At 59.8% G+C, this 18,988-nt stretch carries 25 protein-coding genes; 5 read left to right on the forward strand and 20 right to left on the reverse strand.

The window, feature by feature from the left end; all coding sequences use genetic code 11:
• Positions 1-50: 50 nt before the first annotated feature.
• Entirely contained in the window at positions 51-533 is a 483-nt protein-coding gene (locus AC1D1Y_RS19705) for a GreA/GreB family elongation factor (protein WP_477653268.1), read from the forward strand.
• 184 nt (positions 534-717) lie between these two features.
• Here AC1D1Y_RS19705 and AC1D1Y_RS19710 read toward each other — a convergent pair whose 3' ends face one another.
• Complete coding sequence (locus tag AC1D1Y_RS19710) at positions 718-1,101, reverse strand: winged helix-turn-helix transcriptional regulator (protein WP_477683821.1); 384 nt, start codon at positions 1,099-1,101, stop codon at positions 718-720.
• Positions 1,102-1,212: 111 nt separating this feature from the next.
• Here AC1D1Y_RS19710 and AC1D1Y_RS19715 point away from each other — a divergent pair, with 111 nt between their 5' ends.
• Together AC1D1Y_RS19715 and AC1D1Y_RS19720 are read left to right on the forward strand one after the other, a co-directional pair.
• Entirely contained in the window at positions 1,213-1,947 is a 735-nt protein-coding gene (locus tag AC1D1Y_RS19715) for an SDR family NAD(P)-dependent oxidoreductase (protein WP_477683822.1), read from the forward strand.
• A gap of 23 nt (positions 1,948-1,970) precedes the next feature.
• Positions 1,971-2,570, forward strand: a complete 600-nt coding sequence (locus AC1D1Y_RS19720; protein ID WP_477683823.1) for an NADPH-dependent F420 reductase — start codon at positions 1,971-1,973, stop codon at positions 2,568-2,570.
• 751 nt (positions 2,571-3,321) lie between these two features.
• Here AC1D1Y_RS19720 and AC1D1Y_RS19725 read toward each other — a convergent pair.
• The 9 genes from AC1D1Y_RS19725 to AC1D1Y_RS19765 form a co-directional block, all read right to left on the reverse strand.
• The gene (locus tag AC1D1Y_RS19725) at positions 3,322-3,843 is read right to left on the reverse strand and encodes an NUDIX hydrolase (protein ID WP_477683842.1); all 522 of its coding nucleotides are present in this window, start codon (positions 3,841-3,843) and stop codon (positions 3,322-3,324) included.
• A 41-nt stretch (positions 3,844-3,884) separates the two neighbouring features.
• On the reverse strand, positions 3,885-4,886 hold the full coding sequence (locus AC1D1Y_RS19730) for a phosphotransferase enzyme family protein (protein WP_477683824.1): 1,002 nt from the start codon (positions 4,884-4,886) through the stop codon (positions 3,885-3,887).
• 88 nt (positions 4,887-4,974) lie between these two features.
• A complete protein-coding gene (locus tag AC1D1Y_RS19735; protein WP_477676000.1) occupies positions 4,975-5,178 on the reverse strand; it encodes a hypothetical protein in 204 nt (67 codons plus the stop codon).
• Positions 5,179-5,227: 49 nt separating this feature from the next.
• The gene (locus AC1D1Y_RS19740; RefSeq protein ID WP_477683825.1) at positions 5,228-5,782 is read right to left on the reverse strand and encodes a hypothetical protein; all 555 of its coding nucleotides are present in this window, start codon (positions 5,780-5,782) and stop codon (positions 5,228-5,230) included.
• 74 nt (positions 5,783-5,856) lie between these two features.
• The gene (locus AC1D1Y_RS19745) at positions 5,857-6,246 is read right to left on the reverse strand and encodes a hypothetical protein (protein WP_477683826.1); all 390 of its coding nucleotides are present in this window, start codon (positions 6,244-6,246) and stop codon (positions 5,857-5,859) included.
• 184 nt (positions 6,247-6,430) lie between these two features.
• On the reverse strand, positions 6,431-6,739 hold the full coding sequence (locus tag AC1D1Y_RS19750; protein WP_477683827.1) for a hypothetical protein: 309 nt from the start codon (positions 6,737-6,739) through the stop codon (positions 6,431-6,433).
• A 105-nt stretch (positions 6,740-6,844) separates the two neighbouring features.
• Complete coding sequence (locus AC1D1Y_RS19755; RefSeq protein WP_477683828.1) at positions 6,845-7,273, reverse strand: hypothetical protein; 429 nt, start codon at positions 7,271-7,273, stop codon at positions 6,845-6,847.
• 394 nt (positions 7,274-7,667) lie between these two features.
• Positions 7,668-8,642, reverse strand: a complete 975-nt coding sequence (locus AC1D1Y_RS19760; protein WP_477683843.1) for a tripartite tricarboxylate transporter substrate-binding protein — start codon at positions 8,640-8,642, stop codon at positions 7,668-7,670.
• 183 nt (positions 8,643-8,825) lie between these two features.
• Positions 8,826-9,989: a mandelate racemase/muconate lactonizing enzyme family protein gene (locus AC1D1Y_RS19765; RefSeq protein ID WP_477683829.1), complete on the reverse strand. Its 1,164-nt coding sequence runs from the start codon at positions 9,987-9,989 to the stop codon at positions 8,826-8,828.
• A 105-nt stretch (positions 9,990-10,094) separates the two neighbouring features.
• On the opposite strand from AC1D1Y_RS19765, the gene AC1D1Y_RS19770 reads away from it, so the two are divergent.
• Positions 10,095-11,006: a LysR family transcriptional regulator gene (locus AC1D1Y_RS19770; protein WP_477683830.1), complete on the forward strand. Its 912-nt coding sequence runs from the start codon at positions 10,095-10,097 to the stop codon at positions 11,004-11,006.
• Positions 11,007-11,040: 34 nt separating this feature from the next.
• On the opposite strand, the gene AC1D1Y_RS19775 is transcribed toward AC1D1Y_RS19770, so the two are convergent.
• From AC1D1Y_RS19775 to AC1D1Y_RS19820, 10 genes are all read right to left on the reverse strand, one after another.
• On the reverse strand, positions 11,041-11,607 hold the full coding sequence (locus AC1D1Y_RS19775; RefSeq protein ID WP_477683831.1) for a hypothetical protein: 567 nt from the start codon (positions 11,605-11,607) through the stop codon (positions 11,041-11,043).
• Positions 11,608-11,697: 90 nt separating this feature from the next.
• Positions 11,698-12,273 (reverse strand): hypothetical protein, encoded by a 576-nt coding sequence (locus AC1D1Y_RS19780; RefSeq protein ID WP_477683832.1) that lies wholly within the window; start codon positions 12,271-12,273, stop codon positions 11,698-11,700.
• Between the two features lie 103 nt (positions 12,274-12,376).
• On the reverse strand, positions 12,377-12,865 hold the full coding sequence (locus AC1D1Y_RS19785) for a hypothetical protein (protein WP_477683833.1): 489 nt from the start codon (positions 12,863-12,865) through the stop codon (positions 12,377-12,379).
• A gap of 64 nt (positions 12,866-12,929) precedes the next feature.
• Entirely contained in the window at positions 12,930-13,346 is a 417-nt protein-coding gene (locus AC1D1Y_RS19790) for a hypothetical protein (RefSeq protein WP_477683834.1), read from the reverse strand.
• Positions 13,347-13,412: 66 nt separating this feature from the next.
• Complete coding sequence (locus tag AC1D1Y_RS19795) at positions 13,413-13,844, reverse strand: GNAT family N-acetyltransferase (protein WP_477683835.1); 432 nt, start codon at positions 13,842-13,844, stop codon at positions 13,413-13,415.
• 62 nt (positions 13,845-13,906) lie between these two features.
• The gene (locus AC1D1Y_RS19800) at positions 13,907-14,281 is read right to left on the reverse strand and encodes a hypothetical protein (protein WP_477683836.1); all 375 of its coding nucleotides are present in this window, start codon (positions 14,279-14,281) and stop codon (positions 13,907-13,909) included.
• 59 nt (positions 14,282-14,340) lie between these two features.
• The gene (locus tag AC1D1Y_RS19805; RefSeq protein ID WP_477683837.1) at positions 14,341-14,628 is read right to left on the reverse strand and encodes a DUF6881 domain-containing protein; all 288 of its coding nucleotides are present in this window, start codon (positions 14,626-14,628) and stop codon (positions 14,341-14,343) included.
• A 72-nt stretch (positions 14,629-14,700) separates the two neighbouring features.
• Positions 14,701-14,949 carry a hypothetical protein gene (locus tag AC1D1Y_RS19810; RefSeq protein ID WP_477683838.1) on the reverse strand — a complete coding sequence of 83 codons (249 nt, stop codon included), beginning with the start codon at positions 14,947-14,949 and terminating at the stop codon, positions 14,701-14,703.
• A 100-nt stretch (positions 14,950-15,049) separates the two neighbouring features.
• Complete coding sequence (locus tag AC1D1Y_RS19815) at positions 15,050-15,577, reverse strand: hypothetical protein (protein ID WP_477683839.1); 528 nt, start codon at positions 15,575-15,577, stop codon at positions 15,050-15,052.
• Between the two features lie 155 nt (positions 15,578-15,732).
• On the reverse strand, positions 15,733-16,692 hold the full coding sequence (locus tag AC1D1Y_RS19820; protein WP_477683840.1) for an Lcl C-terminal domain-containing protein: 960 nt from the start codon (positions 16,690-16,692) through the stop codon (positions 15,733-15,735).
• Positions 16,693-17,375: 683 nt separating this feature from the next.
• Here AC1D1Y_RS19820 and AC1D1Y_RS19825 point away from each other — a divergent pair.
• A complete protein-coding gene (locus AC1D1Y_RS19825) occupies positions 17,376-18,719 on the forward strand; it encodes a sensor histidine kinase (protein WP_477683841.1) in 1,344 nt (447 codons plus the stop codon).
• Positions 18,720-18,988: the final 269 nt, after the last annotated feature.

Raw genomic sequence — 18,988 nt, forward strand, 5'->3', positions numbered from 1 at the left:
CTTCATAATTAAGGCCTTCCCCCGCTTGTTTGAGATGCCTACCTTCCGTCATGAATAAATTCTCGCTGCAACAGCAGGTGCTGAAACGGCTCGCCGAAGACCTGCTGCAAGCCGAAGATGCAGTGCGGGTGGCACACGAAACGGCGACCCACGCAGAAAATATCGCCGAAAACAAATACGACACATTGGGACTCGAAGCCGCCTACCTGGCCACCGGCCAAGTTCGGCGCGCCGAAGCCATCCGCCAGGCGATGGCCAAGTGGCGCCAATTCCGCCCGCGTCCCTACGACGCCAGCAAAGGGATACAGCTCGGCGCGCTGGTCTGCCTGGTCGATTCCGACGACAAGCAGCAACAGCTCTTTCTCGGCCCGGATGGGGGCAGCATGCAGTTGGGCAGCGGCACTCAGCTGGTTCAGGTCATCAGCATGGAAGCCCCTTTGGGCAGGGCCATGCTGGGCAAATGCGAGGGTGATGATGTGTCGATACAGGTCGCTGCAATCCGACAGCAGTTTGAGGTGCTGCGGGTTCATTGAGCCGTAAACGACTCCTCTGGGCCCAAAGCGGTCTTTGCACATCCTTCCACGCAAACCTTCATTTCAGGCGGCAGGCTGGAGAGCTCGGGCCTGCTGGAGCAATATCCGACGCTGTCGGCCTATATCGCGCGCGGCGTGGCGCGGCCGGCTTACCGGCGGGCCTTTGAGGCGCAACTGGCGGTGTTTACGGTCGCGTCGGCGGGGCTGGTGTGGATTTGCTGCGGGCTGCGAAGATGCTGGTCACTTCCGCGAAGTTCTCGCTTCCCCAGCTGCACAGCGGGATGATCGCGTCGGCCAGGCTGCGGCCTAGCGGGGTCAGCATGTAGTCGACCCGCGGCGGCACCTCCTGGTAGTCGGTCCGCGCCAGCACCCGGTCGGCCTCCAGGTCCTTCAATTGCTGGATCAGCACCTTGTGGCTGACGCCCGGGATCAAGCGCTTGAGCTCGCCGTAGCGCTTGGCGCCGTCGCGCAGGAAAAACAGGACCAGCGGTTTCCACTTGCCCGAGATGATGCGGAGCGTGGTGTTGAGCCCGCAGCCGGGATCGCAGGTTTCGGAAGGCGTCGTCATTTTTTGGTACTTACCTGAAAGTGCATACTTGTCCGCAGGTTAGCAGAACTGCATGTGTCCTTCAGCAAGCGAATCCCCGCTTGTTTACAACTTCAAACGAAGGACACATACATGAACAGACTGAATGGAAAGACCGCCGTGGTCACCGGCGGCGCGACCGGCATCGGCTTCGCCGCTGCAAAGCGCTTTATCGAGGAAGGCGCCTTCGTCTTCATCTTCGGCCGTCGGCAGGAAGCGCTGGACGCTGCGGTGGCTGACCTGGGGCCCAACGCCCGCGCGGTGAAGGGCTCGGTCTCCGATATGGCCGACCTGGACCGGCTCTACGCGGCGGTGAAGGCCGAGCGCGGAAGCCTCGACATCGTCTTCGCCAATGCCGGGACGGGAGGCCCGCTTCCGCTCGGCAAGCTCACCGCCGGGCACATTGACGAAACCTTTGACACCAATGTGAAGGGCACGATCTTCACGGTCCAGAAGGCGTTGCCGCTGATGGACCAGGGCGGCTCGATCATCCTGACCGGATCGAGCGCCGGCACCACGGGCGCCCCGGCATTCAGCGTCTACAGCGCGAGCAAGGCGGCGGTGCGCAACCTCGCGCGGACCTGGGCGGAGGACCTGAAGGGCACAGGCATCCGGGTCAACGTGCTGTCGCCCGGGCCGACGGCAACCGAACTCGCGAAGGCCGCGCTGGGCGCGGAAGGCATGAAGGTCTTCGCCGCCATGAATCCGCTGCAGCGCATGGCCGACCCGGCGGAGATCGGGGCGGCGGCGGCCTTTCTCGCGTCGCCGGACAGCAGCTTCATGACCGCCAGCGAAGTCGCCGTCGACGGCGGCCTGGCGCAAATCTGACACAAACCCCAAAGGAAAAATATATGAGCTACGCAATTATTGGCTTCGGCAAACTCGGCCAGGCCCTCGCCAAGGCATTTGCCCGAAGCGGCATCGAAGTATCCGTTGCCACCACCCGCGACCCGGAAAGCTTTGCCTCCGCCGCGGCCGCGATCGGGCCCAAGGTCATTCCCACCACACTGGCGCAAGCCCTCAAGGCGGACACCCTCTTTCTGGCCGTCCGTTTCGAGTCGCACCGGGACGTCGCGAAGGCGCTGCCGAGCTGGAAGGGAAAGACCGTCATCGACGTGACCAACGCCTATGGCGTGTCCCCTGAGGAACTGGGAGGACAGCCTTCTTCCACGGTCGTCGCGCAGGCCTTCACCGGCGCAAGACTGGTCAAGGGCTTCAACCACCTGGTCGCTGGTGTCCTTGAGCAGGATCCGGCTGTACAGGGTGGCAGGCGAGTCGTGTTCCTGGCGAGCGACGATGACGGCGCAGCGGCGGAGATCGGCGCGCTTGCGGAAAAGCTCGGTTCCTCGCCGATCCAGCTTGGCGGGCTTTCGGAAGGTGGGCTGCTGGTGCATGCGCGCGGAAATAGCTGGGGCCGGCTGATCTTCAAGGACCTGGTCAAGTTCGACTGATGGGTCATCGGGGTCGCACATTCGGTGCGATCCTGTATTCCGCCGTGCAGCATGGAATGATAAGCAGGTGCGGCGCCCGCCTTGGACCCAAAGCGGGCGCCGGTAAGATGACTGTTTTCGATCAAAAGCGGATATTCCGACGCGCTATGCAACATCAACTCTTTTACTGCAAGTCATGGTTTGCGGCCAAACGGATTCCAATTGAGATATGGACAGCCGAGCAAGCTGAGGCTGCGCACGCCGCTGGGAAAACCTATGCAGTTCTGGTGGGCTCGAGTGCTAAGCCTTCTCATGTTTTGGATGTCGCTAGCGATTGGGTCGGAGTCGATTTTCTCGACGAACACCTGCGTGAAGCTCTTACCTATCACTTCAGGAAGTGGCCAGCGGAAGGTTTTTTGTCACGATGGCCGTCTACCGCGAATTTCGGGATCAATCCGACCAAGTGGTTCGCGGGACAAGGTACATGTTCTCCGAAGATGGAATAGTAAAGATCCACCGTGAGGTCTTCTATCCCGTCTACAGCGCAGAAAAGGCGGAGTCTCAAGCTGATGTCACAGCGAACTATGCCGTTGCACCCATGTTCGGAAGATATGAGGACTTCATTCAGAGAGAGCGAACGGCGGAATTTCTCTAGCCACCTGCTTGAGGTCATGGTGTCTGGCAGTGCGAGACTGCAGTTAGCCCAAAGCCGCCCACGCAACATCCTTCCACGCATACCTTCAGAAGACGAATCCGCCGCAGGCAATCAAAATCAGCTGCGCTGCCACCAACCGGCAGATATGAGCATTTCCGGAATGTCGACAGGCCACACGATCTCATCAGTCGACTTGAGTTCGAGCGCACTCCACCATTTGTGGTCCTTTATCACCTCGACTTCCTCGGCGGTCCAGCGGTCTTGCAGGACTGCCTGGTGGTCTTCCACGGTGACCACAAAAAACCGTTCATCCGCCATGACCTCTTCGCCATCCGCCAACCGCAGGACGAACTCTCGTTGCGCAATGGGGTCGCCTGCGTCGGCGACAAGGATGCCTGTCTCCTCTTCCAGCTCGCGCACTGCCGCCTCGGCGAAGGTTTCACCGGCCTCGACCCCGCCACCAGGAGTCGCCCAGTAGTCTTTCCCTTCCAATGCGCCGGCCTCATGCACAAAGCGAAAGAGCAACAGGTTCCTCGTACGGTTGAGAACGAGCAATCGGGATGAGGGGCATCGTCGCAAGATAAGGTTCCGTTGAAAGTAATGAAATATCCGCTGTCGGCCGACAATAGCCGCTGCCATGCCCGGCACAAAGAGGCCATTGCGACTGTTGGAATGGGCTGCTAAGTTGGCAATTCCAACGTCTCCCATTGGCGTAGCAATTCGATCTGTCGGCGGAGTTGGCCAGTCGTCATGGTTTGGGAACCCCAAACCGGCACTCGTCCTGCGTACTCTCCCAGTAACCAGAATTGCCGCACCGCCATGAAGCGTGCGATGGCGGCAAGGTCGGCATCTGCGACCGGGCGTCTGTCCCGGTAGGCGGAGATGTAATTTTTCCACTGCATTTGCACCTTGCTGCTCGCCTCATCGCCAGGCACGCGCGGATACAGGTTCCATGGGTAGACCGCAAGCTCATACGCCAGGTAGCCCGGGCCCGCCTCGTCGAAGTCAAAGAATATGGCCTGGCGTTGCCCTTGGGCGTCGGTCGTGATGAAGTTGTTTTGACCGTGTGCGTCGCCATGGCATAGCACGCGGCTCAGTTCGCCCATGGCCAGGATTTCATCGTGCAGCCGCAAGCCCAGCTCCTCGAATTTCGGGCGCAATTCGCTAGTCATGGACGGCGCGCGAAGCAGTCCCTCCAGCGGCCTGAGGAGAAGGTAGTTCAGGTCAAGCACATAGGTGCTCCCCGGCCCCTGGTAGCTTTCGCCCCCTTGGTGCAAGGCGGCCAATCCGTGCGCAAAGGCCTGCACGTCAGCTGCGGCTTCACCGGTGAACTCCCCGTCCAGATATTCGAAGAGCATCAGCATCCGGGCGCCTTCCGGTAGCGGCACCTGTATGGCTATCTCGCCGGTCGCCGTTGTCACGCAGCGAGAGACCCGGCAGCCGACGTGGGCCCAGTGCTCCAGTGCCGCAGCTTCGAACAACGCATTGGGACCACCCCGCGGCCGCTCAGCACAGAGACGTGCCACAACACGCCGCCCGTCGGCAAAACCCAGTCGATAGACCTGATTGAAACTTCGCCGCAGGAACTCACTCTCGACGACCTCGCCGAGTCCATAGCGAGCCTGCACAAGGGCGGCGATGCTGCTTGCCGTTGGCGTCGATTGCGCGATTTCCAGTTGCATGCTTACCCCGCGGGAAAAAGGGCGCGATTATGGCACGGCGGCGCGCAGACTCGAACGTTTGCTTCTGGCCGAATGTCGTCATCCTGGCTCAGTCGCCAGGCTGCTGGTCGAGAGAAAAGCCAATTTTTCTTGCCTCGCGGAATTCAATTTCAAACAACCCCGCGACGATGAATGCGCAATCAATCGCTTTGTAGCCGTCGCTCCTCGCTTTTTGAAACACATCCTCAGCACTCGCGCCACTCGTGCGCATTGCAATGTATTTTTCGGGAGTTTTGCTCGGTACTTCGTTCATTTGAAATTGGCTCCAATGTCCGCCCTTGGCCGATAGGGAACCTAGTAGTTCAGTCGCTCAGTGGAGTCCTCCGACGTGTCACAACGAACAACACTATTGAGGTCGCGGCCACCAGCAGGGCTGCCATCATCCAAATGTTGCGGCGTTGCTCGATCTTCTCAGCGTAATCCTGGTACGTGAAAACTGGGCCCGAAGGGCTGTCTGCGGTAATGATTGCCCCTTGAAACAGGCCGACCCGAAGGAAAGGGCCAGCCTTCTCAATGACCGAAGCCTGCTCGCGCCCCACGTCGAGGACAGGGGCAAAGGGTACATAAAGCACAGGCCGCAGCTTCTTCATGAGGTCGTCGCGGGCGATGTCATTGTCGATACCGATGCCGAAACCGGCATCGAGATGGGTGCTGCCGTGGTTCACTCCTGTGCGACTGACTATCGCCTCGAGCGGCCCCACGTATTTCACCGTTACGTCACGTGCGCTGAGTGCACTCTCGAGAACAACTTTAGTTTCAGATCGCTGCATCCACATCAGCCCCGCGACAATTAGGAGCGCAATGCAGCAATGCACTCTGTATTCCTGGAGCCAGAGAAAAATCTTGGCCACTTTCATCCTCATTCCGCCTCCCAGTATCCGTTTATGGCCGATAGCAGCCCTTTAGCCATTCTTCAAGAGCTCATTGCCCTTCATAACAAGTCAATGTGACATGAAGACCGTAGCTCTTGGTGACAAACTGAACCACCTGCCACCTGTACCTGCATTTGGACTTTTGCCGACAACTCATATCGCCCCGAAGTGAACTCGCTCGGTTCGTTCTCGTACTCCAGCGCATCGACCGCTAGAACCAGTTCTCTTTCAGATGGGATAGCCAACTTCACACCAGGCAGAGCAAAGATATTTTTTGTGTATCCGATACAAACATCGTCGTTTTCATCATTGGTGAGCAGGCACGCCGTCACGTGGATAGGGCCGTGTAGCACAACGGCACTCTCAAATTTCACCCGATAGAGGAACGGCAGTGACGATCCAACCGACGTGTACGGGAAGTCTTCCAAAAGCAAGATCGACAGTTCCATGGTTCGATTGTTAACCAAACTGAATGTAGGCATCAAGACCATTCGACCGTCACTTGGCGGGAGTGGACCTATAGAGTGAAAGAAAGTATTCCCGCGCCAGCCTTCTCTCGCGCTTCTACGCTTCGTTTTTCCCGTAAGGACATATTGGTTGAATGTCCGCTATGGATTCAAAGCAGACTTCACGCTAGTCGGGCATCTCATCGAGTTGAGACGCCAGAACATCGAAGACGCTGACGCCTGAAGTTGATTCAACTCCCCAAGGTTTTTGGGTATTGACACGGACCAACGTCAGCCCTGAGCTATCAACCCATTCGGACTCGACCTCGCAGGCAAATTTGCTCTCTATAGGGAATTCGCTTTCGGTCGTAATGTGCTCGACGGACAAGACAGGTACTTTCTCGATGAACTCATGACGTTTTCCGCGGGCATCGACAAGAATGCACTCGACAAATGTCGGATATCCACTGTCGTCAATCACCTTTGTGATCTGCATGGAAATAGCTTTCAACAAAATAGTCCCCCGTTGGATCTAAGGTTCGCTTCTGGATGAAAGTGGCCGCTTTGGGCTAAAAGTGGAGGCATGCATGGCGGCACCGGTTTAGTCAGCCGACAGGGGATAGGCCTGTTCGAACCGCTCACTGCTCTCGCGAATTGCACGTCCCTCTGTCCGGCGAACGGCGACAGTTGAGCGCAAGAGTTGCACAACCTCGGCAAGATCTACGGATTCAGGCAAAAGTCCCACATCAGTGGTGACCTCGCCAACCATCTCAGCCAGGATCGCCTGATCGCAGGTTAGAGAGTTCTCGGCGATGTATTGAAAGGCAACGTCGCGGGAAGTCCGATACAACATGTAGAACGCAAAGGCCTGCAGATGGACATCCCCGGCTTGTTCGGTAAGGATTCTCAACGCCAGACTGCTCGCGGTAGTGGGGGATAAGCGAGACAGCTGCAGCAAAGCCTCGGAGCTTTCTTCATAGTCCTCAAGGGCTTCGATCTGCCTCACAAGTTCAATGACGTTTGGTTTCACCACAATCCCCAAAGAAATAAAAGTGCGGGCATTCAGCCTGCGTGGCTGACGCCCGCTCCTAGCCAATGGTCCGTCATCGTAACTGCAGCGGGATCGGGCCCAACGCGGGCCTTCGCAACCCGGTGCTCAGGCCGCCGGTTCAATCCAGTCTGGACGTAGGCCCTGAGCGGCTTCTGCGCGAACGCGCAAGAGCGCTTCCTCATCACCCATTTCAGCTTCAATCTCACCGACACAGCCCCAGCAGTCGCCGCCGCAGTTGGTGGACAGAGGATCAATCGCTTGATCGAGAATTCGTCCGCAAATTTGACAATTCATGGTTTATTCTGTGCGGCAGATGTCCGCTTCCGGCCGATTATCGCCATCCAAACGCAGCCGTCGTGTGCACTGTTGAAATTTACTCAGCCGTCTCGCCCGAATCCTTGATCACCTTTCCCCAGCGCGCCATTTCGGCCTGAACATAGGCTTTGTGGCCGGATGCGCTGAGCCTGGCGTCGGTCACCAGGCGCAAGCCCAGCGCTTCCTGGCGCTTGATCAGGTCGGGGTCTTTGAGGGCTTCGCGCAGCGCGGCATTCAGCCTGGCGAGAACCTCTGGCGGCGTGCCGCGCGGCGCATACACGCCATGCCATACCGTGACGTTAAAGTCCGCAAGGCCGGCCTCGGCCAATGTCGGCGTTTGCGCAAGTAAGGGCAGGCTCAGGCGCTCCTTGCTGCTGACGCCATACACCTTCACTTTTTTGCCCTCGATTTGCGGCACGGCGTTGGTGGCCTGTTCGCACATCAGGTCTACCTGCCCGCCTATCAGGTCTGTCATGGCCGGGCCGGTTCCCTTGTAGGGGACTGCCACCATTTTGGATTTGAGCGCACTTTGCAGCATCAAGCCGCAAAGGTGCGAAGCCGACCCGACACCCGCGTTGGCCAGGTTCACGCGGCCCTCGGAATCCGCGATCCACTTCCGCAGTTCGGCAAGGTTGTTGGCCGCGAGGGTTGTCCGGCCGATCAGCACGGACGGCGCTTCGTTGATCAGGCCCAGGTACTCGAAGTCCTTCAGGGTGTCATAGGGCAGTTTTTTATAAAGAGCCGGCGCGGTTGCCAGGCCGATGTGATGCACCAGCAGCGTATAGCCGTCGGCCTTGGCGCGCGCAACGCGCGCCGCACCAATGGTCCCGCCTGCGCCGGCCGTGTTGTCGACGATGACGGTCTGGCCCAGCGGCTTGCGCAGTGCCTCGGCCAGGTCGCGGGCGATTTTGTCGCTGGGCCCACCGGCGGCGAAGGGCACCACCAGGGTCACCGGCTTGTCGGGGTACTGCGCCCAGGCTGCCGGCAGTGCCGACAGGCTGAGCAACACCGAAACCAGAACCCGTTTGAACATTCGCTTAGAGCCGCTCACAAAACCCTCCTGGCGTTGTTGCGCCGCCTTGCCGTGCTGTAGCACTGTCTGCGGCGGCGCGCCTAGCCAGGACCGCTTCGCTGGGTTTTGTGAGCAGCTCTGATGCTTTTTCATGCTTTGTCTCCTTTGTCGTTGCCAACAGAATCAAGAATCCAGAATGAAGAATCAGGCGGAAAGGGCTTGCATCTGGGCGTAAAGGTCGGCCTTGCCTTCAAACCCAATGCCCGGCAGCTCAGGCAAGCTTACATGGCCGTCGATCACCTTGACGCCATCGGGGAAACCGCCGTAGGGCTGGAACAGGTCGGGATAACTTTCATTCCCGCCCAGGCCGAGGCCGGCTGCGATGTTGAGGGACATCTGGTGCCCGCCGTGGGGAATGCAGCGCGAAGGCGACCATCCGAACTGCTTGAGCACCTCCAGCGTGCGCAGGTATTCCACGAGGCCATAGGACAGCGCGCAGTCGAACTGCAGCCAGTCGCGGTCGGGACGCATGCCGCCATAACGCAGGAGGTTGCGGGCGTCCTGGTGCGAGAACAAGTTCTCGCCGGTGGCCATGGGGCCGGGATAGAACTCTGAAATCGCCGCCTGCAAGGCGTAGTCGAGCGGGTCGCCGATCTCTTCGTACCAAAACAGCGGAAACTCGCGGAGCATCTTGGCGTACGCGATGCCGGTTTCCAGGTCGAAGCGGCCGTTCGCATCCACCGCGAGCTGGGCCTCTGAACCGATCTCTTTCAAGACCGCCTCGATGCGCGCCCGGTCTTCATCGATGGAAGCGCCGCCGATCTTCATCTTGACCACGTTGTAGCCGCGATCCAGGTAGCTGCGCATCTCCGCGCAGAGCGCCTCGTTGCCTTTGCCCGGGTAGTAATAGCCACCGGCGGCGTAGACAAAGACACGCGGATTGGCCTCGCGCCCATGGCGTTCGGCCAGCATGCGGAACAGGGGTTTACCCTCAATCTTGGCGACGGCATCCCATACGGCCATGTCAATGGTGCCCACGGCAACAGAGCGTTCGCCATGGCCACCGGGTTTTTCGTTGCTCATGGCCGCCGCCCAGACCTTGGCGGGGTCTATGTTCGTGCCCTTGGCGTCGACCAGGCTTTCGGGCGCCGCGTCAAGAATGCGGTCGAGGAAGCGTTCGCGGATCAGCCCGCCCTGCCCGTAACGGCCATTGGAGTTAAACCCGTAGCCCACGACCGGCTTGCCGTCCCGGACCACGTCGGTGATGACGGCCACCAGGCTCAAGGTCATCTTGCTGAAGTCGATGTAGGCGTTGCGGATGGGTGAACTGATGGGGAGGGTCTTCTCCCGGATTTCAACGATTTTCATGCTTGTCTCTGTGACAGGTTGTGAGGATGATCGTTATGATCGCCAAGGCTGCCGCATTTGACCAATGCTGTTTTTCTTCTCTTCAATGCTTTCAAAGCACCGGGCATGAATTTCTCCTGGCTCGAAGACTTTTCCGCGCTGGCGACAACGGGCAACTTCTCCCGCGCGGCCGAAGAGCGCCACATGACGCAGCCGGCTTTCGGGCGTCGGGTGCGCGCCCTGGAAGAATGGATAGGCACGGAGCTTTTTGACAGAAGCTCGCAGCCGGTCCGGCTGACCGAAGCCGGCCAGTGGTTCCAGGGCGTTGCCAATGATCTGACGGCCCAGGTGGCCCGCATACCAGGCGAGGCCAGGATCATTGCCGAAGCAAGTTCGCATTCCCTGCGGTTTGCCGCAACCCACGCCCTGTCGTTTACCTTCATGCCGGGCTGGCTGCGGAGCTTTGAAGCGCACACCATGGCCGGCACCATGCACCTGGAGTCCGACGTGCTGGCGCGCTGCGAGGCGCTGATGGAGCAAAGCAAGGTGCAGTTTGTGGTGTGCCATGCCCACCCTGACGCGCCGGGGCGCCTTGACGCCGACGATTTTCTCTCGATTCAGATTGGCGCCGACAGCCTCGTGCCGGTGACGGCGGTTGACGCTTCAGGCCAGCCCCTGCACACACTGCAAGCGGGCAAGACGCCGCTCTCCCTTCTGGGCTACAGCGCCGAATCCGGGCTGGGCCGCATCCTGCGCGAAACAAGGTTCGAGGCCATGGAGAATGTCTCGACACAAACGGTGTTCACCGCGCATCTGGCCTCGGTGTTGAGAACCATGGTCCTTGAAGGCCGCGGCGTGGCATGGCTGCCGCAGACGCTGATTCATGAGGACCTGGCAAGCGGCCGTGTGGTCGAAGCGGGTGTGCCTGCGTTGCGCGTTCCACTGCAGATCAGGCTCTTCCGGTCCCGCAATTCGATGGGGCGAGCTGCGGAGGCGCTTTGGGATGCTGTGACCAGGGCGGCGGGCGTGACCTCCTGACGCCCCTTTGACGCTCCCTCTTCGCCGGGGCCGGTCATCTTGCCGGTGGCTTCAGACCCAAGACAGCCAGGCCGATGCGGCGCCGGCGTATCAAGACAAATGCGGAGGCGAGCAAAGGGCCCGACAGCGCGAGCATGGCGATGGGTACCTCATCCAACCGCATCCATGACCCCCTTGGACGCGGAGGCTGGAGCTGTCCCCCCATGTGAATGTTGGTGAGCTCAACCTGCATGTACTGCCTGTACACAAAGAACGCCGCGCTGCTCACCAGAACAGAAGCCACAAAAAGGAGTACGACCGTTCGCAGGTACTGCCAGTAGCCGGTCGATGCAAACCAGGCGGCTGTGAAAGGAATGCCTATGAACAGGCTGCCCGCGCAAAAGAGCCCGAACCGAAAGTGGTAAATCCCGACAGGACTCGCCAAGCCAGCCCCGTAGAAGGTATCGCGCCCAGGATTCAGCAGCTGGGCCAGGATCACAAGGCTGATTTCCCCGTCAAAAAAGACGAGTGTTCCGCCTGCCAGACAGGAAGCCGCAACGATTGCGAAGACCAGTGCGATGGGTGGTTCTGGAGTCCCTTCCGGGCGTGCAGTTTCAGGCATGGGACTTCTCTGGTTTAAGGTTGAAGGCAAACGGAACACAGCATTGGCGGTGAGGCCAAAATCGAACATCGGCTCAGCGCTGCCGCGAGTTCAATCGACGGAAATGCGTACATCCGTGATGCAAGCGCGATCTGGCGCGTAAAACTTCGCATTGACATCGCGCCCCTGTTGGATGGGGCACGCCATCCCGTGCGGCCCAGGTGTACGCACCGCAAGTGTGTTCGGTGCGGTATATGGCTCCGACTTCCCGCACGAAGCGTGCGCCGCTGCCTCAGCCAAAGAAACGCAGGTTCCGCCTTCCGCGATGGCGACATTCAAGGAGGTCCGCCAGCCGCCATCGACAGGAATGCTGTAGAGGAAGGTCTTCTCGCCCATCAGGGAAGGACCCTTTGCCAGCCGCGTCATCCGCGTGGAATAGCCGGCACCGCCAAGCTCGCGCTGCGGCTGCAGAACGATGCCGAGCTTGCGACTGAGCGAGGGATAGAGCGGACTTTCTTGCAAGTCGGCTGCGGTGATGGTTAGCAAGCGGCGGGTGAGCTCCTTGCCCGAGAAATTCTCCTGCGCATGTGGAATAAGCGGCGGAAGAACGATGAGCGCTACGCACGCGATGCGAAACATCGTGAGCCTGTTTTTTGGCCGTGAGCGCTTGGTTGTTGCACCTTTCATCAAATCCCTCCAGACCACATTAAAGTCTCATCTATCCGCAACCAACGTCCGCTTCCGGTCGAGTCCGACACGATTACCTTGGTGCCAGCATCTTCCTGGAAAATCATTGTGGTGGTCCGCGACGCATGGCCGCTATGTGCCCCGCAAACGATGTCTCCAGGTCCCATTGCGGCAAGGCGGTCATATCACCGTACGCGTTGCAACGGGCTCGGAACGTCGCCGCTCCATCCGCCGCCAGGGCGCGTCTCTGGTTTGTTTTAAACGTGAGATTCCGGTTGTACAGATCGCGTTTGTATTGAGCCCCCAGAACAGGATTCTCCAGAATTTTGGTCCGATGCCGCTCGACTTCCTCTAAAAGATCCAGCTGACTGGTGCGCCAGAGCTGGTAATGCTTTTCATTGTCATCGCTGGTCTCTGGAAACTCTTCCGAACAGATGTCGGCGATTTCCCGGACGGCTTCGATGATGCCAAAAATGACGCCCAGGTCACGGTAATACTCACCGGTGGACCGGGGTCCCTGTTGAGCGGACAGGTTGCCGTGCATTGCCAGCGCGGACAGGGCCATGCAGGCGAGTGCGATCATTTTTTTCATGGTCCTCCTCCGATATTTGCGTGCATCCACGGCAACTGTGACTGGAACGGCCCCAAAGCAAAATCTAGCCTTTAAGCCCGGCGCCAATGATTTGGCGCAGTTCCGTCAAGTCGGGTGCAGCCGAATCAATGTCAAAGAGATCCTCGGTTAATCCTGTTTTGGTGTCGGCAATACCAATCACGAAATCTCGATCAAATAGAGCATGAAGTTGCCCGGCGATGCCCGCGATGCGTTCAACATCCGAGAACCATCCGTCGGGCTCTTGCCCCACATCCGGCAGATCAAAGTTAAGCCCGATATCCCACAACGGCAGGTCACCCTCTTGAAGGCCAGCCGCTGCCTTTCGTTGATTTACGACTCGCGGAATACCGCATTTCCAGGACGTACGCTTAACGAGGTCGTCCAGTTTTTTCTCGAGCGCTATTTCGATCTCCAGCAGATCAGATCCATCGACGTAGGCATACAGCGTGTGTTTTGGCATATTTTGAATGTCCGCTTCTGGCCAAAAACGGTCATCTTACCGGTGGCCGCTCGGGGCCCAAAGCGATCATCTGGCAGCCCCCCGACGCACGCGTTCCATCGCATCCGCAGACGCCGTGAAGCCCATTTTGGAAAAAAACTCCTGCGCTCCTTCGCGCCCCGCGCGAAGCACCCACGTCACGTGAGGCTCGTCACCGACGATGCGCTCAACCAGCTGGGTGCCGATGCCTTGGCCCCGGCAAGATTCTTGCACCACAACCATGGAAAGATAGCCATTGGACAAGCCGTCCGTAATGGCCCGCGCGAATCCGACGATTTGGCTCCCGTCCACAGCGACGATGACTCTCTGCGACGCGGCGACCAGTTCCTGCAGATAGTCCACTGAAGGAATTCGATGTTGCCAACCATTTGCCGTTAAAAGTCGATACGCGTCTGAAGCATCGGCGTGCTGAAAGGGTCTGATCTGCATAAATTTCGCTTTTTGGCCGATTGATGCCATGGTCACCGTGACTTGATGGGCCGAAGCAGGCCCCCAATGAGCAAGAAAAGAGTGCGGCCCCATCAGCGGGATGGCTGAATGAGCGGCGCGAAATTCGTGTCGGCGATCATCTTTGCAAACTGGATCGGGTGAAGCTCGACAGCTTCCCGGCGGGCAGTGTCCTTGTTGGTATGCCATAGCCGCACCAGGTTTTCCTCGATCGAATCTCCAAGCTTGAGCTCATGCTTTAGTGTCTCCACCCATGACTCGCCTCCTCCGTACGCCTTTTGCACGACCTTCGCCATCAGGGCGTCCTTCTCCGGCGATAACTCGCCGATGCTGTGCAAAACGAAGTTTTCCAGCAGGACCAGCAGCGGCTTGCCAACGTAACGCTCAGGCTCGGCCTCTTTGCTGTATGGGTGCGTCGGCCTGGACTTGGGTTTGAAGAATCCGAACATTTTTTCTCCTCGCGTTCGCGCTACAGCACTGTCCACATCTGGCCGAATTCCGCCTTGTGTCAATGTGCGGAGGGGCGCGCATACTCAAGCCACAAGGCCTCGAAATCGGCTGCACTGATTGTCACCGCTTCAAACTCGGGGTCTTGATTTATCTCGACCACGGTAGGCACCGCAGCCGTCCCAAGCCCGGTTCGCAAGGTCTCACGCGTGCCGTCAACAACATCCACAGTGCCATCCCTGAAAAACTCCAGCTTCCGAAGTTCATAACGATCTTCCCCGAGCTCCGATACCAGTCGAACCGGATATTCATCGAACAAGTGTTTCCAGATTGCGTCTATGTATTCCATTGGGGATTGTGAGAATGTTCGATTCTGGCCGATAGCGGCCATCGCGCAGGTAGTCGCGACAAGTTGCGAGTGCTACGAATAAATCAATGTAAGAGCCACGAAAAAAACCATCAAAAGGATGAATGCACCATGCCTAAAACGTTTTTCCGCGAGTTCGGGATTGGCTTTGAGCCAACGCATAAATGACTCAACTTCCTGACGCAGTCGATTTCCAGGCGGCAGCATTTTGACGAGCATAGCCATAGACGCGACCACCAGGATGGCCAGTGCCAGCAGAGCCAACATCAAGAACGGGCCAGGATAAGAAGATATGAATTGCATGCGCGGCAAATATAAATGCTTCAGTAGTCACTCAAAGGGCCGAAGCGGATCCACTTACTGAATCCATCTTGAAATTCAGGGCTCCCATGTTGTCCGCATCTCACTTCGTCGAATCCGCGCTCGCCTTCCCGGGTCCGACCTGCCACAGCACACCGAACGAAATCAGTCCCCCAAGCACCGGCAACAGAAGCGGCAGGAGACCGAACACGGCCCAACTGCGACCCATCGATGCAGCGGCGCGGCCCAGCTGAAGGTGAAAGACGATGAAGAGCACAAGCAACACAGCCAATCGATAGAGCGCGTACTCTTTGCCTACGGACTCAGGGAACAGGAAAACGCAAGCCAGCATCAGCACGAAAGTCCAACGTGCCCAGTGGAGGCTGTGGTCCGCGGTGGCGCCCGGAACCGGTGCGGCGGCGGGATCGGGTGCAGCAGCCGAGGAGACCGCTTGGTCGGGGCCGGTTCCACCCGTCAACTTCTCACGCCGTTCCTTCATGTGACTGTGGATAAACACCGTCCCGATGAACGCTAACAACAAGCCCCACGTAATTCCGCCTACACCTCCGATTGCGGTCGCCAGGACCCCAAAGAGGACGATGAAAACAAGGATACGTGCGAGCATGTTCATAAAGAGTCCCCCTCGGTGAATAGAGTGATCATGAAGCCGCACCGGCGTGCGAGGCTTCTGCCGGATTCTGGCCGGCCGCGGTCATCGCAACTGCAGCTGCACCAAGCTCGGGCGCACATACACGGGCGCGCGGCGCAAGCCCGCCTCGCACGACATCAGCGGACGAGCCGAACATAGCCCGGTGTCATGCGCGATGTCGCCCGGGCCCCGCCCAAGGCAAGATTCAATATTCTGGCCGACGTGGGGAACGTGGGATATGCCTCGGACGTCCAGTAGAAGAACTGTGTGGGTGTATTGGGGAACCACGCCGGGTCAAGCATTGGCGGCGTTGCCCTGCCGAAACTCACGAGATCATGCAGTTCAGCCATTGATGGCAGGCGCCAGTCGGAACGCCCGCACAGCTTTGCCGCATTCACCGCCTTGACGTAAGCAAGGGCGTTGCTTGCCGCCGTTATCTGATCCGGCGAGGGATGCGACGGTGCATTGGAAATCATCACCTGCGCCTTGTCCGGATTGTCGAAGTTGGTGTACCTGTTGGCCTTGTCCCTGAAACTGCCGTCCGCAGGCTTGCCTTCCCAGGTCAACCCTGTGACGGCGTCGAGAACGCATTCGGTTCGGGCATAGGCTTGCCCGTCCGGACCGGTGACCGTTCTGAAACTCACGCCCCTGTCGTTCGGCGACTTTTCGCTGGTGGCCGGCGATGCGTCAGAGCGAACCATCCGTACGGGATTGCTTGCGCCTCTCAGGGATGGCAAGGTCGTCGCCGAGCCCAGATCGACAATCCAGGCGGTCATCTGGGGCGCGGCGGCCTGCGGTGTCGATGTCCAGAAGGCCAGGCCCGGTTTTTCGGACAGGGGATTCACCTCGGGCACTTGCCCTGCATCGCCCGCCCCCGCGATGCTGAAGAGTTCCTTGGCGCCGGGAACGCGCCACGCTGAGGGATCGGCCGTCACGGCCGTTGCCGCATCAAATGTGAACTTGCTGGCGGGGCCCGCGCACGCCGATCCGTTCCAGCCCTGGCCCTCGGCGCACCGTTTCCAGACCAGGTTCGTTTGCCGGTCCAGCACCTGGTGTCCATCGGCGGAAACTTCGAAGCGACTTTGGGCGATGCTCATCAGCGGCAAAGCGAGAGCCATTGCGAACAAATACGGCGATAGGGTCATCGTTAGCCTCCCGAGCTAATTTTTTAATAGTTAAATGATTCCAGCCAGGCCGATGATTCCCACAAGGATTTCTGAAGCGCAGGCGTCCGCTTCTGGCCGACAAGCCACATCTTATCCAGGACATCCAGCGGCTCATACCTCAAAAGTTCCGAGCCGCCCGTACCAAGGTATCAGAGGACCACAATCACCCCTCATTTGCCGGATCGCCAGGAATAAAAAGGTATGCATTCCACCGCTGTAGCCCCCGGCCAATGACTACCAAAGGCAGCTCGTTCAAGCGCGCCTACACTGGCAAGATCAGGGTGGCGTCAACGGGCAGACAACACTTTCGCACCCCGGCTGCCGTTAAACCCATGGACCACGGCGCGCCGGCAAGGGCCGCGCGCCGCACGCCTGAAACCTCGCAAAAAATGTCTCCAGGAAGACTTTCCCCGGCGGAGGCCGGGGCGGATGTCCGTAAGCTGGATAAGTAGAACCCCCACCCCCGCCCTCTTCTGCCCACCCGGCGCACAAGGGAAAATCGTTGATAGTGTGGTTGCACACGCCTCTACCGCCCCTACCGTCTCTACCCGCCCACGGAAAAATTTTCTCTCCATGACGCCCACCCCGCCAGCCGCTTCCGGAAGCGCCCTTCGATGAGCCCGCGCGAGGCCTGGGTCAACGTGCAGCTGGCCCACACCTTCATGCGCCATGCGCAGCCGACGCTGCATGCGGCCGTGCTGGTGATCATGGTGGTGGTGGTCACGCTGTACCCGCATGTGGAGCCCTGGGGCCTCTGGGTGTGGACGCTGGCCGCGGGCTCGATAACGATGCTGCGTTACATCATCCTGCATGCCTACCGCCAACGGCTGGCGGAGGCCGACGGCGTGGCGCTGCGGGAGTTCATGTCGCTGCATGGATGGGCCTGGCCCCTGAGCGCGGTGGTCTGGGGTTCGCTGATGTTTGTGGTCTACCACCGGGCGCCTGTCGAGGAGCAGTTCATCTGCATGTTGATCCTGTCGGCTATCGCGGCGACCGCGGTGTCTTCGTCGCCGCCGTGCTTGCGGACTTTCTCGGCCTACTGCAACGGCCTGGGCGCCTCGGTGCTGGCGGCCCTGGTCTGGCGCATGGACCTGCAGGGCGGCGTACCGTCGGTGCTGGACACCGGCGCGGAGATGATGGTGGTGCTGGTCTTCCTGTGGGTGGCGCATGTGACGGGCCGCCGCATGTACCAGGCCCTGCGCATCAGCCTGGAGCTGCAGTTCGACCGCCAGCAGCTGATCAAGGCGCTGGAGGACCGCAAACGCTCGGTGGCGGACGCGGAGACGGTGAGGACGCGCTTTATCGCGAGCGCCGCGCATGAGCTGCGCCTGCCGGTGCATGCGCTGGGCCTGTATGCCGACTGGCTGACGAGGGAGCCGGAGTTCGCGGTGCAGATCGCGCGCAAGATCGGCGATTCGACGCACAAGATCGACGAGCTGTTCGAGTCGCTGTTCAGCCTGGCGGGGCTGGACCCGGCTTCGCTGAACGTGCAGTTGCAGCCGGTGGACCTGGCCGCCTTGATCCACACGCTGGCCGAAGAGCACATGCCACTGGCGCGCGAAAAAGGCCTGCGCCTGCGCACGCGCACCGCTGCGGGGCGCGCGCTGTCGGACCCAGTGCTGCTGGCGCGGCTGGTGGGCAGCCTGCTGTCGAATGCCTTGCGCAACACGCACGGCGGCGGCGTGCTGCTGGCGGCGCGGCAACGCCAGGGCCGCTGGCGCATAGAACTCTGGGACACGGGCACCGGCATCGCGCATGAACGGCAGCAAACCTTTGTGCAGGGCATTCCGCAGCAAGGCACGGCCGAGGGCTTCGGCCTGGAGCTGGCGGCCATCTACCGGCTGAGCCAGGCGCTGGGGCATCCTGTTGGGATGGCTGCGCGCCAAGGCGGGGGGAGTGTTTTTTGGGTTGAGTTGGCGAGGTATGAAGGCGACCTGCCGGGGAGCGGCTCGACGTAGCCGGGGCTTACTCCCGGCGGCGCGCCCTCTGCATAGGATTGCTGGCCGGGAGTCGCCCGGCATGCGACTCACTTTTCTTTGCTTCGCCAAAGAAAAGTAAGCAAAAGAAAGGCGACCCGCAGTCTGGGTCCCTACGCTGCGCTTCGGGCAACCTGCGGTGCTCGAGCCAAGCGGGGTCTGGCTAAACTCGCCTTCGGCTCAAACAACGCCAGCCCTGATCCGCTTGTCTCTGCGCTCCTCGGCCCAGCCAGGACGGGGCAATCGGGAGC

The organism is Polaromonas sp. P1_G1 (genome assembly GCF_056405595.1).

Bases quoted from the DNA above. Each gene is read 5' to 3' on its own strand.
- AC1D1Y_RS19705 (WP_477653268.1), top strand. From the start codon at position 51: ATGAATAAATTCTCGCTGCAACAGCAGGTGCTGAAACGGCTCGCCGAA.
- AC1D1Y_RS19710 (WP_477683821.1), bottom strand. From the start codon at position 1,101: ATGACGACGCCTTCCGAAACCTGCGATCCCGGCTGCGGGCTCAACACC.
- AC1D1Y_RS19715 (WP_477683822.1), top strand. From the start codon at position 1,213: ATGAACAGACTGAATGGAAAGACCGCCGTGGTCACCGGCGGCGCGACC.
- AC1D1Y_RS19720 (WP_477683823.1), top strand. From the start codon at position 1,971: ATGAGCTACGCAATTATTGGCTTCGGCAAACTCGGCCAGGCCCTCGCC.
- AC1D1Y_RS19725 (WP_477683842.1), bottom strand. From the start codon at position 3,843: ATGGCAGCGGCTATTGTCGGCCGACAGCGGATATTTCATTACTTTCAA.
- AC1D1Y_RS19730 (WP_477683824.1), bottom strand. From the start codon at position 4,886: ATGCAACTGGAAATCGCGCAATCGACGCCAACGGCAAGCAGCATCGCC.
- AC1D1Y_RS19735 (WP_477676000.1), bottom strand. From the start codon at position 5,178: ATGAACGAAGTACCGAGCAAAACTCCCGAAAAATACATTGCAATGCGC.
- AC1D1Y_RS19740 (WP_477683825.1), bottom strand. From the start codon at position 5,782: ATGAAAGTGGCCAAGATTTTTCTCTGGCTCCAGGAATACAGAGTGCAT.
- AC1D1Y_RS19745 (WP_477683826.1), bottom strand. From the start codon at position 6,246: ATGGAACTGTCGATCTTGCTTTTGGAAGACTTCCCGTACACGTCGGTT.
- AC1D1Y_RS19750 (WP_477683827.1), bottom strand. From the start codon at position 6,739: ATGCAGATCACAAAGGTGATTGACGACAGTGGATATCCGACATTTGTC.
- AC1D1Y_RS19760 (WP_477683843.1), bottom strand. From the start codon at position 8,642: ATGTTCAAACGGGTTCTGGTTTCGGTGTTGCTCAGCCTGTCGGCACTG.
- AC1D1Y_RS19765 (WP_477683829.1), bottom strand. From the start codon at position 9,989: ATGAAAATCGTTGAAATCCGGGAGAAGACCCTCCCCATCAGTTCACCC.
- AC1D1Y_RS19770 (WP_477683830.1), top strand. From the start codon at position 10,095: ATGAATTTCTCCTGGCTCGAAGACTTTTCCGCGCTGGCGACAACGGGC.
- AC1D1Y_RS19775 (WP_477683831.1), bottom strand. From the start codon at position 11,607: ATGCCTGAAACTGCACGCCCGGAAGGGACTCCAGAACCACCCATCGCA.
- AC1D1Y_RS19780 (WP_477683832.1), bottom strand. From the start codon at position 12,273: ATGAAAGGTGCAACAACCAAGCGCTCACGGCCAAAAAACAGGCTCACG.
- AC1D1Y_RS19785 (WP_477683833.1), bottom strand. From the start codon at position 12,865: ATGAAAAAAATGATCGCACTCGCCTGCATGGCCCTGTCCGCGCTGGCA.
- AC1D1Y_RS19790 (WP_477683834.1), bottom strand. From the start codon at position 13,346: ATGCCAAAACACACGCTGTATGCCTACGTCGATGGATCTGATCTGCTG.
- AC1D1Y_RS19795 (WP_477683835.1), bottom strand. From the start codon at position 13,844: ATGGCATCAATCGGCCAAAAAGCGAAATTTATGCAGATCAGACCCTTT.
- AC1D1Y_RS19800 (WP_477683836.1), bottom strand. From the start codon at position 14,281: ATGTTCGGATTCTTCAAACCCAAGTCCAGGCCGACGCACCCATACAGC.
- AC1D1Y_RS19805 (WP_477683837.1), bottom strand. From the start codon at position 14,628: ATGGAATACATAGACGCAATCTGGAAACACTTGTTCGATGAATATCCG.
- AC1D1Y_RS19810 (WP_477683838.1), bottom strand. From the start codon at position 14,949: ATGCAATTCATATCTTCTTATCCTGGCCCGTTCTTGATGTTGGCTCTG.
- AC1D1Y_RS19815 (WP_477683839.1), bottom strand. From the start codon at position 15,577: ATGAACATGCTCGCACGTATCCTTGTTTTCATCGTCCTCTTTGGGGTC.
- AC1D1Y_RS19820 (WP_477683840.1), bottom strand. From the start codon at position 16,692: ATGAGCATCGCCCAAAGTCGCTTCGAAGTTTCCGCCGATGGACACCAG.
- AC1D1Y_RS19825 (WP_477683841.1), top strand. From the start codon at position 17,376: ATGAGCCCGCGCGAGGCCTGGGTCAACGTGCAGCTGGCCCACACCTTC.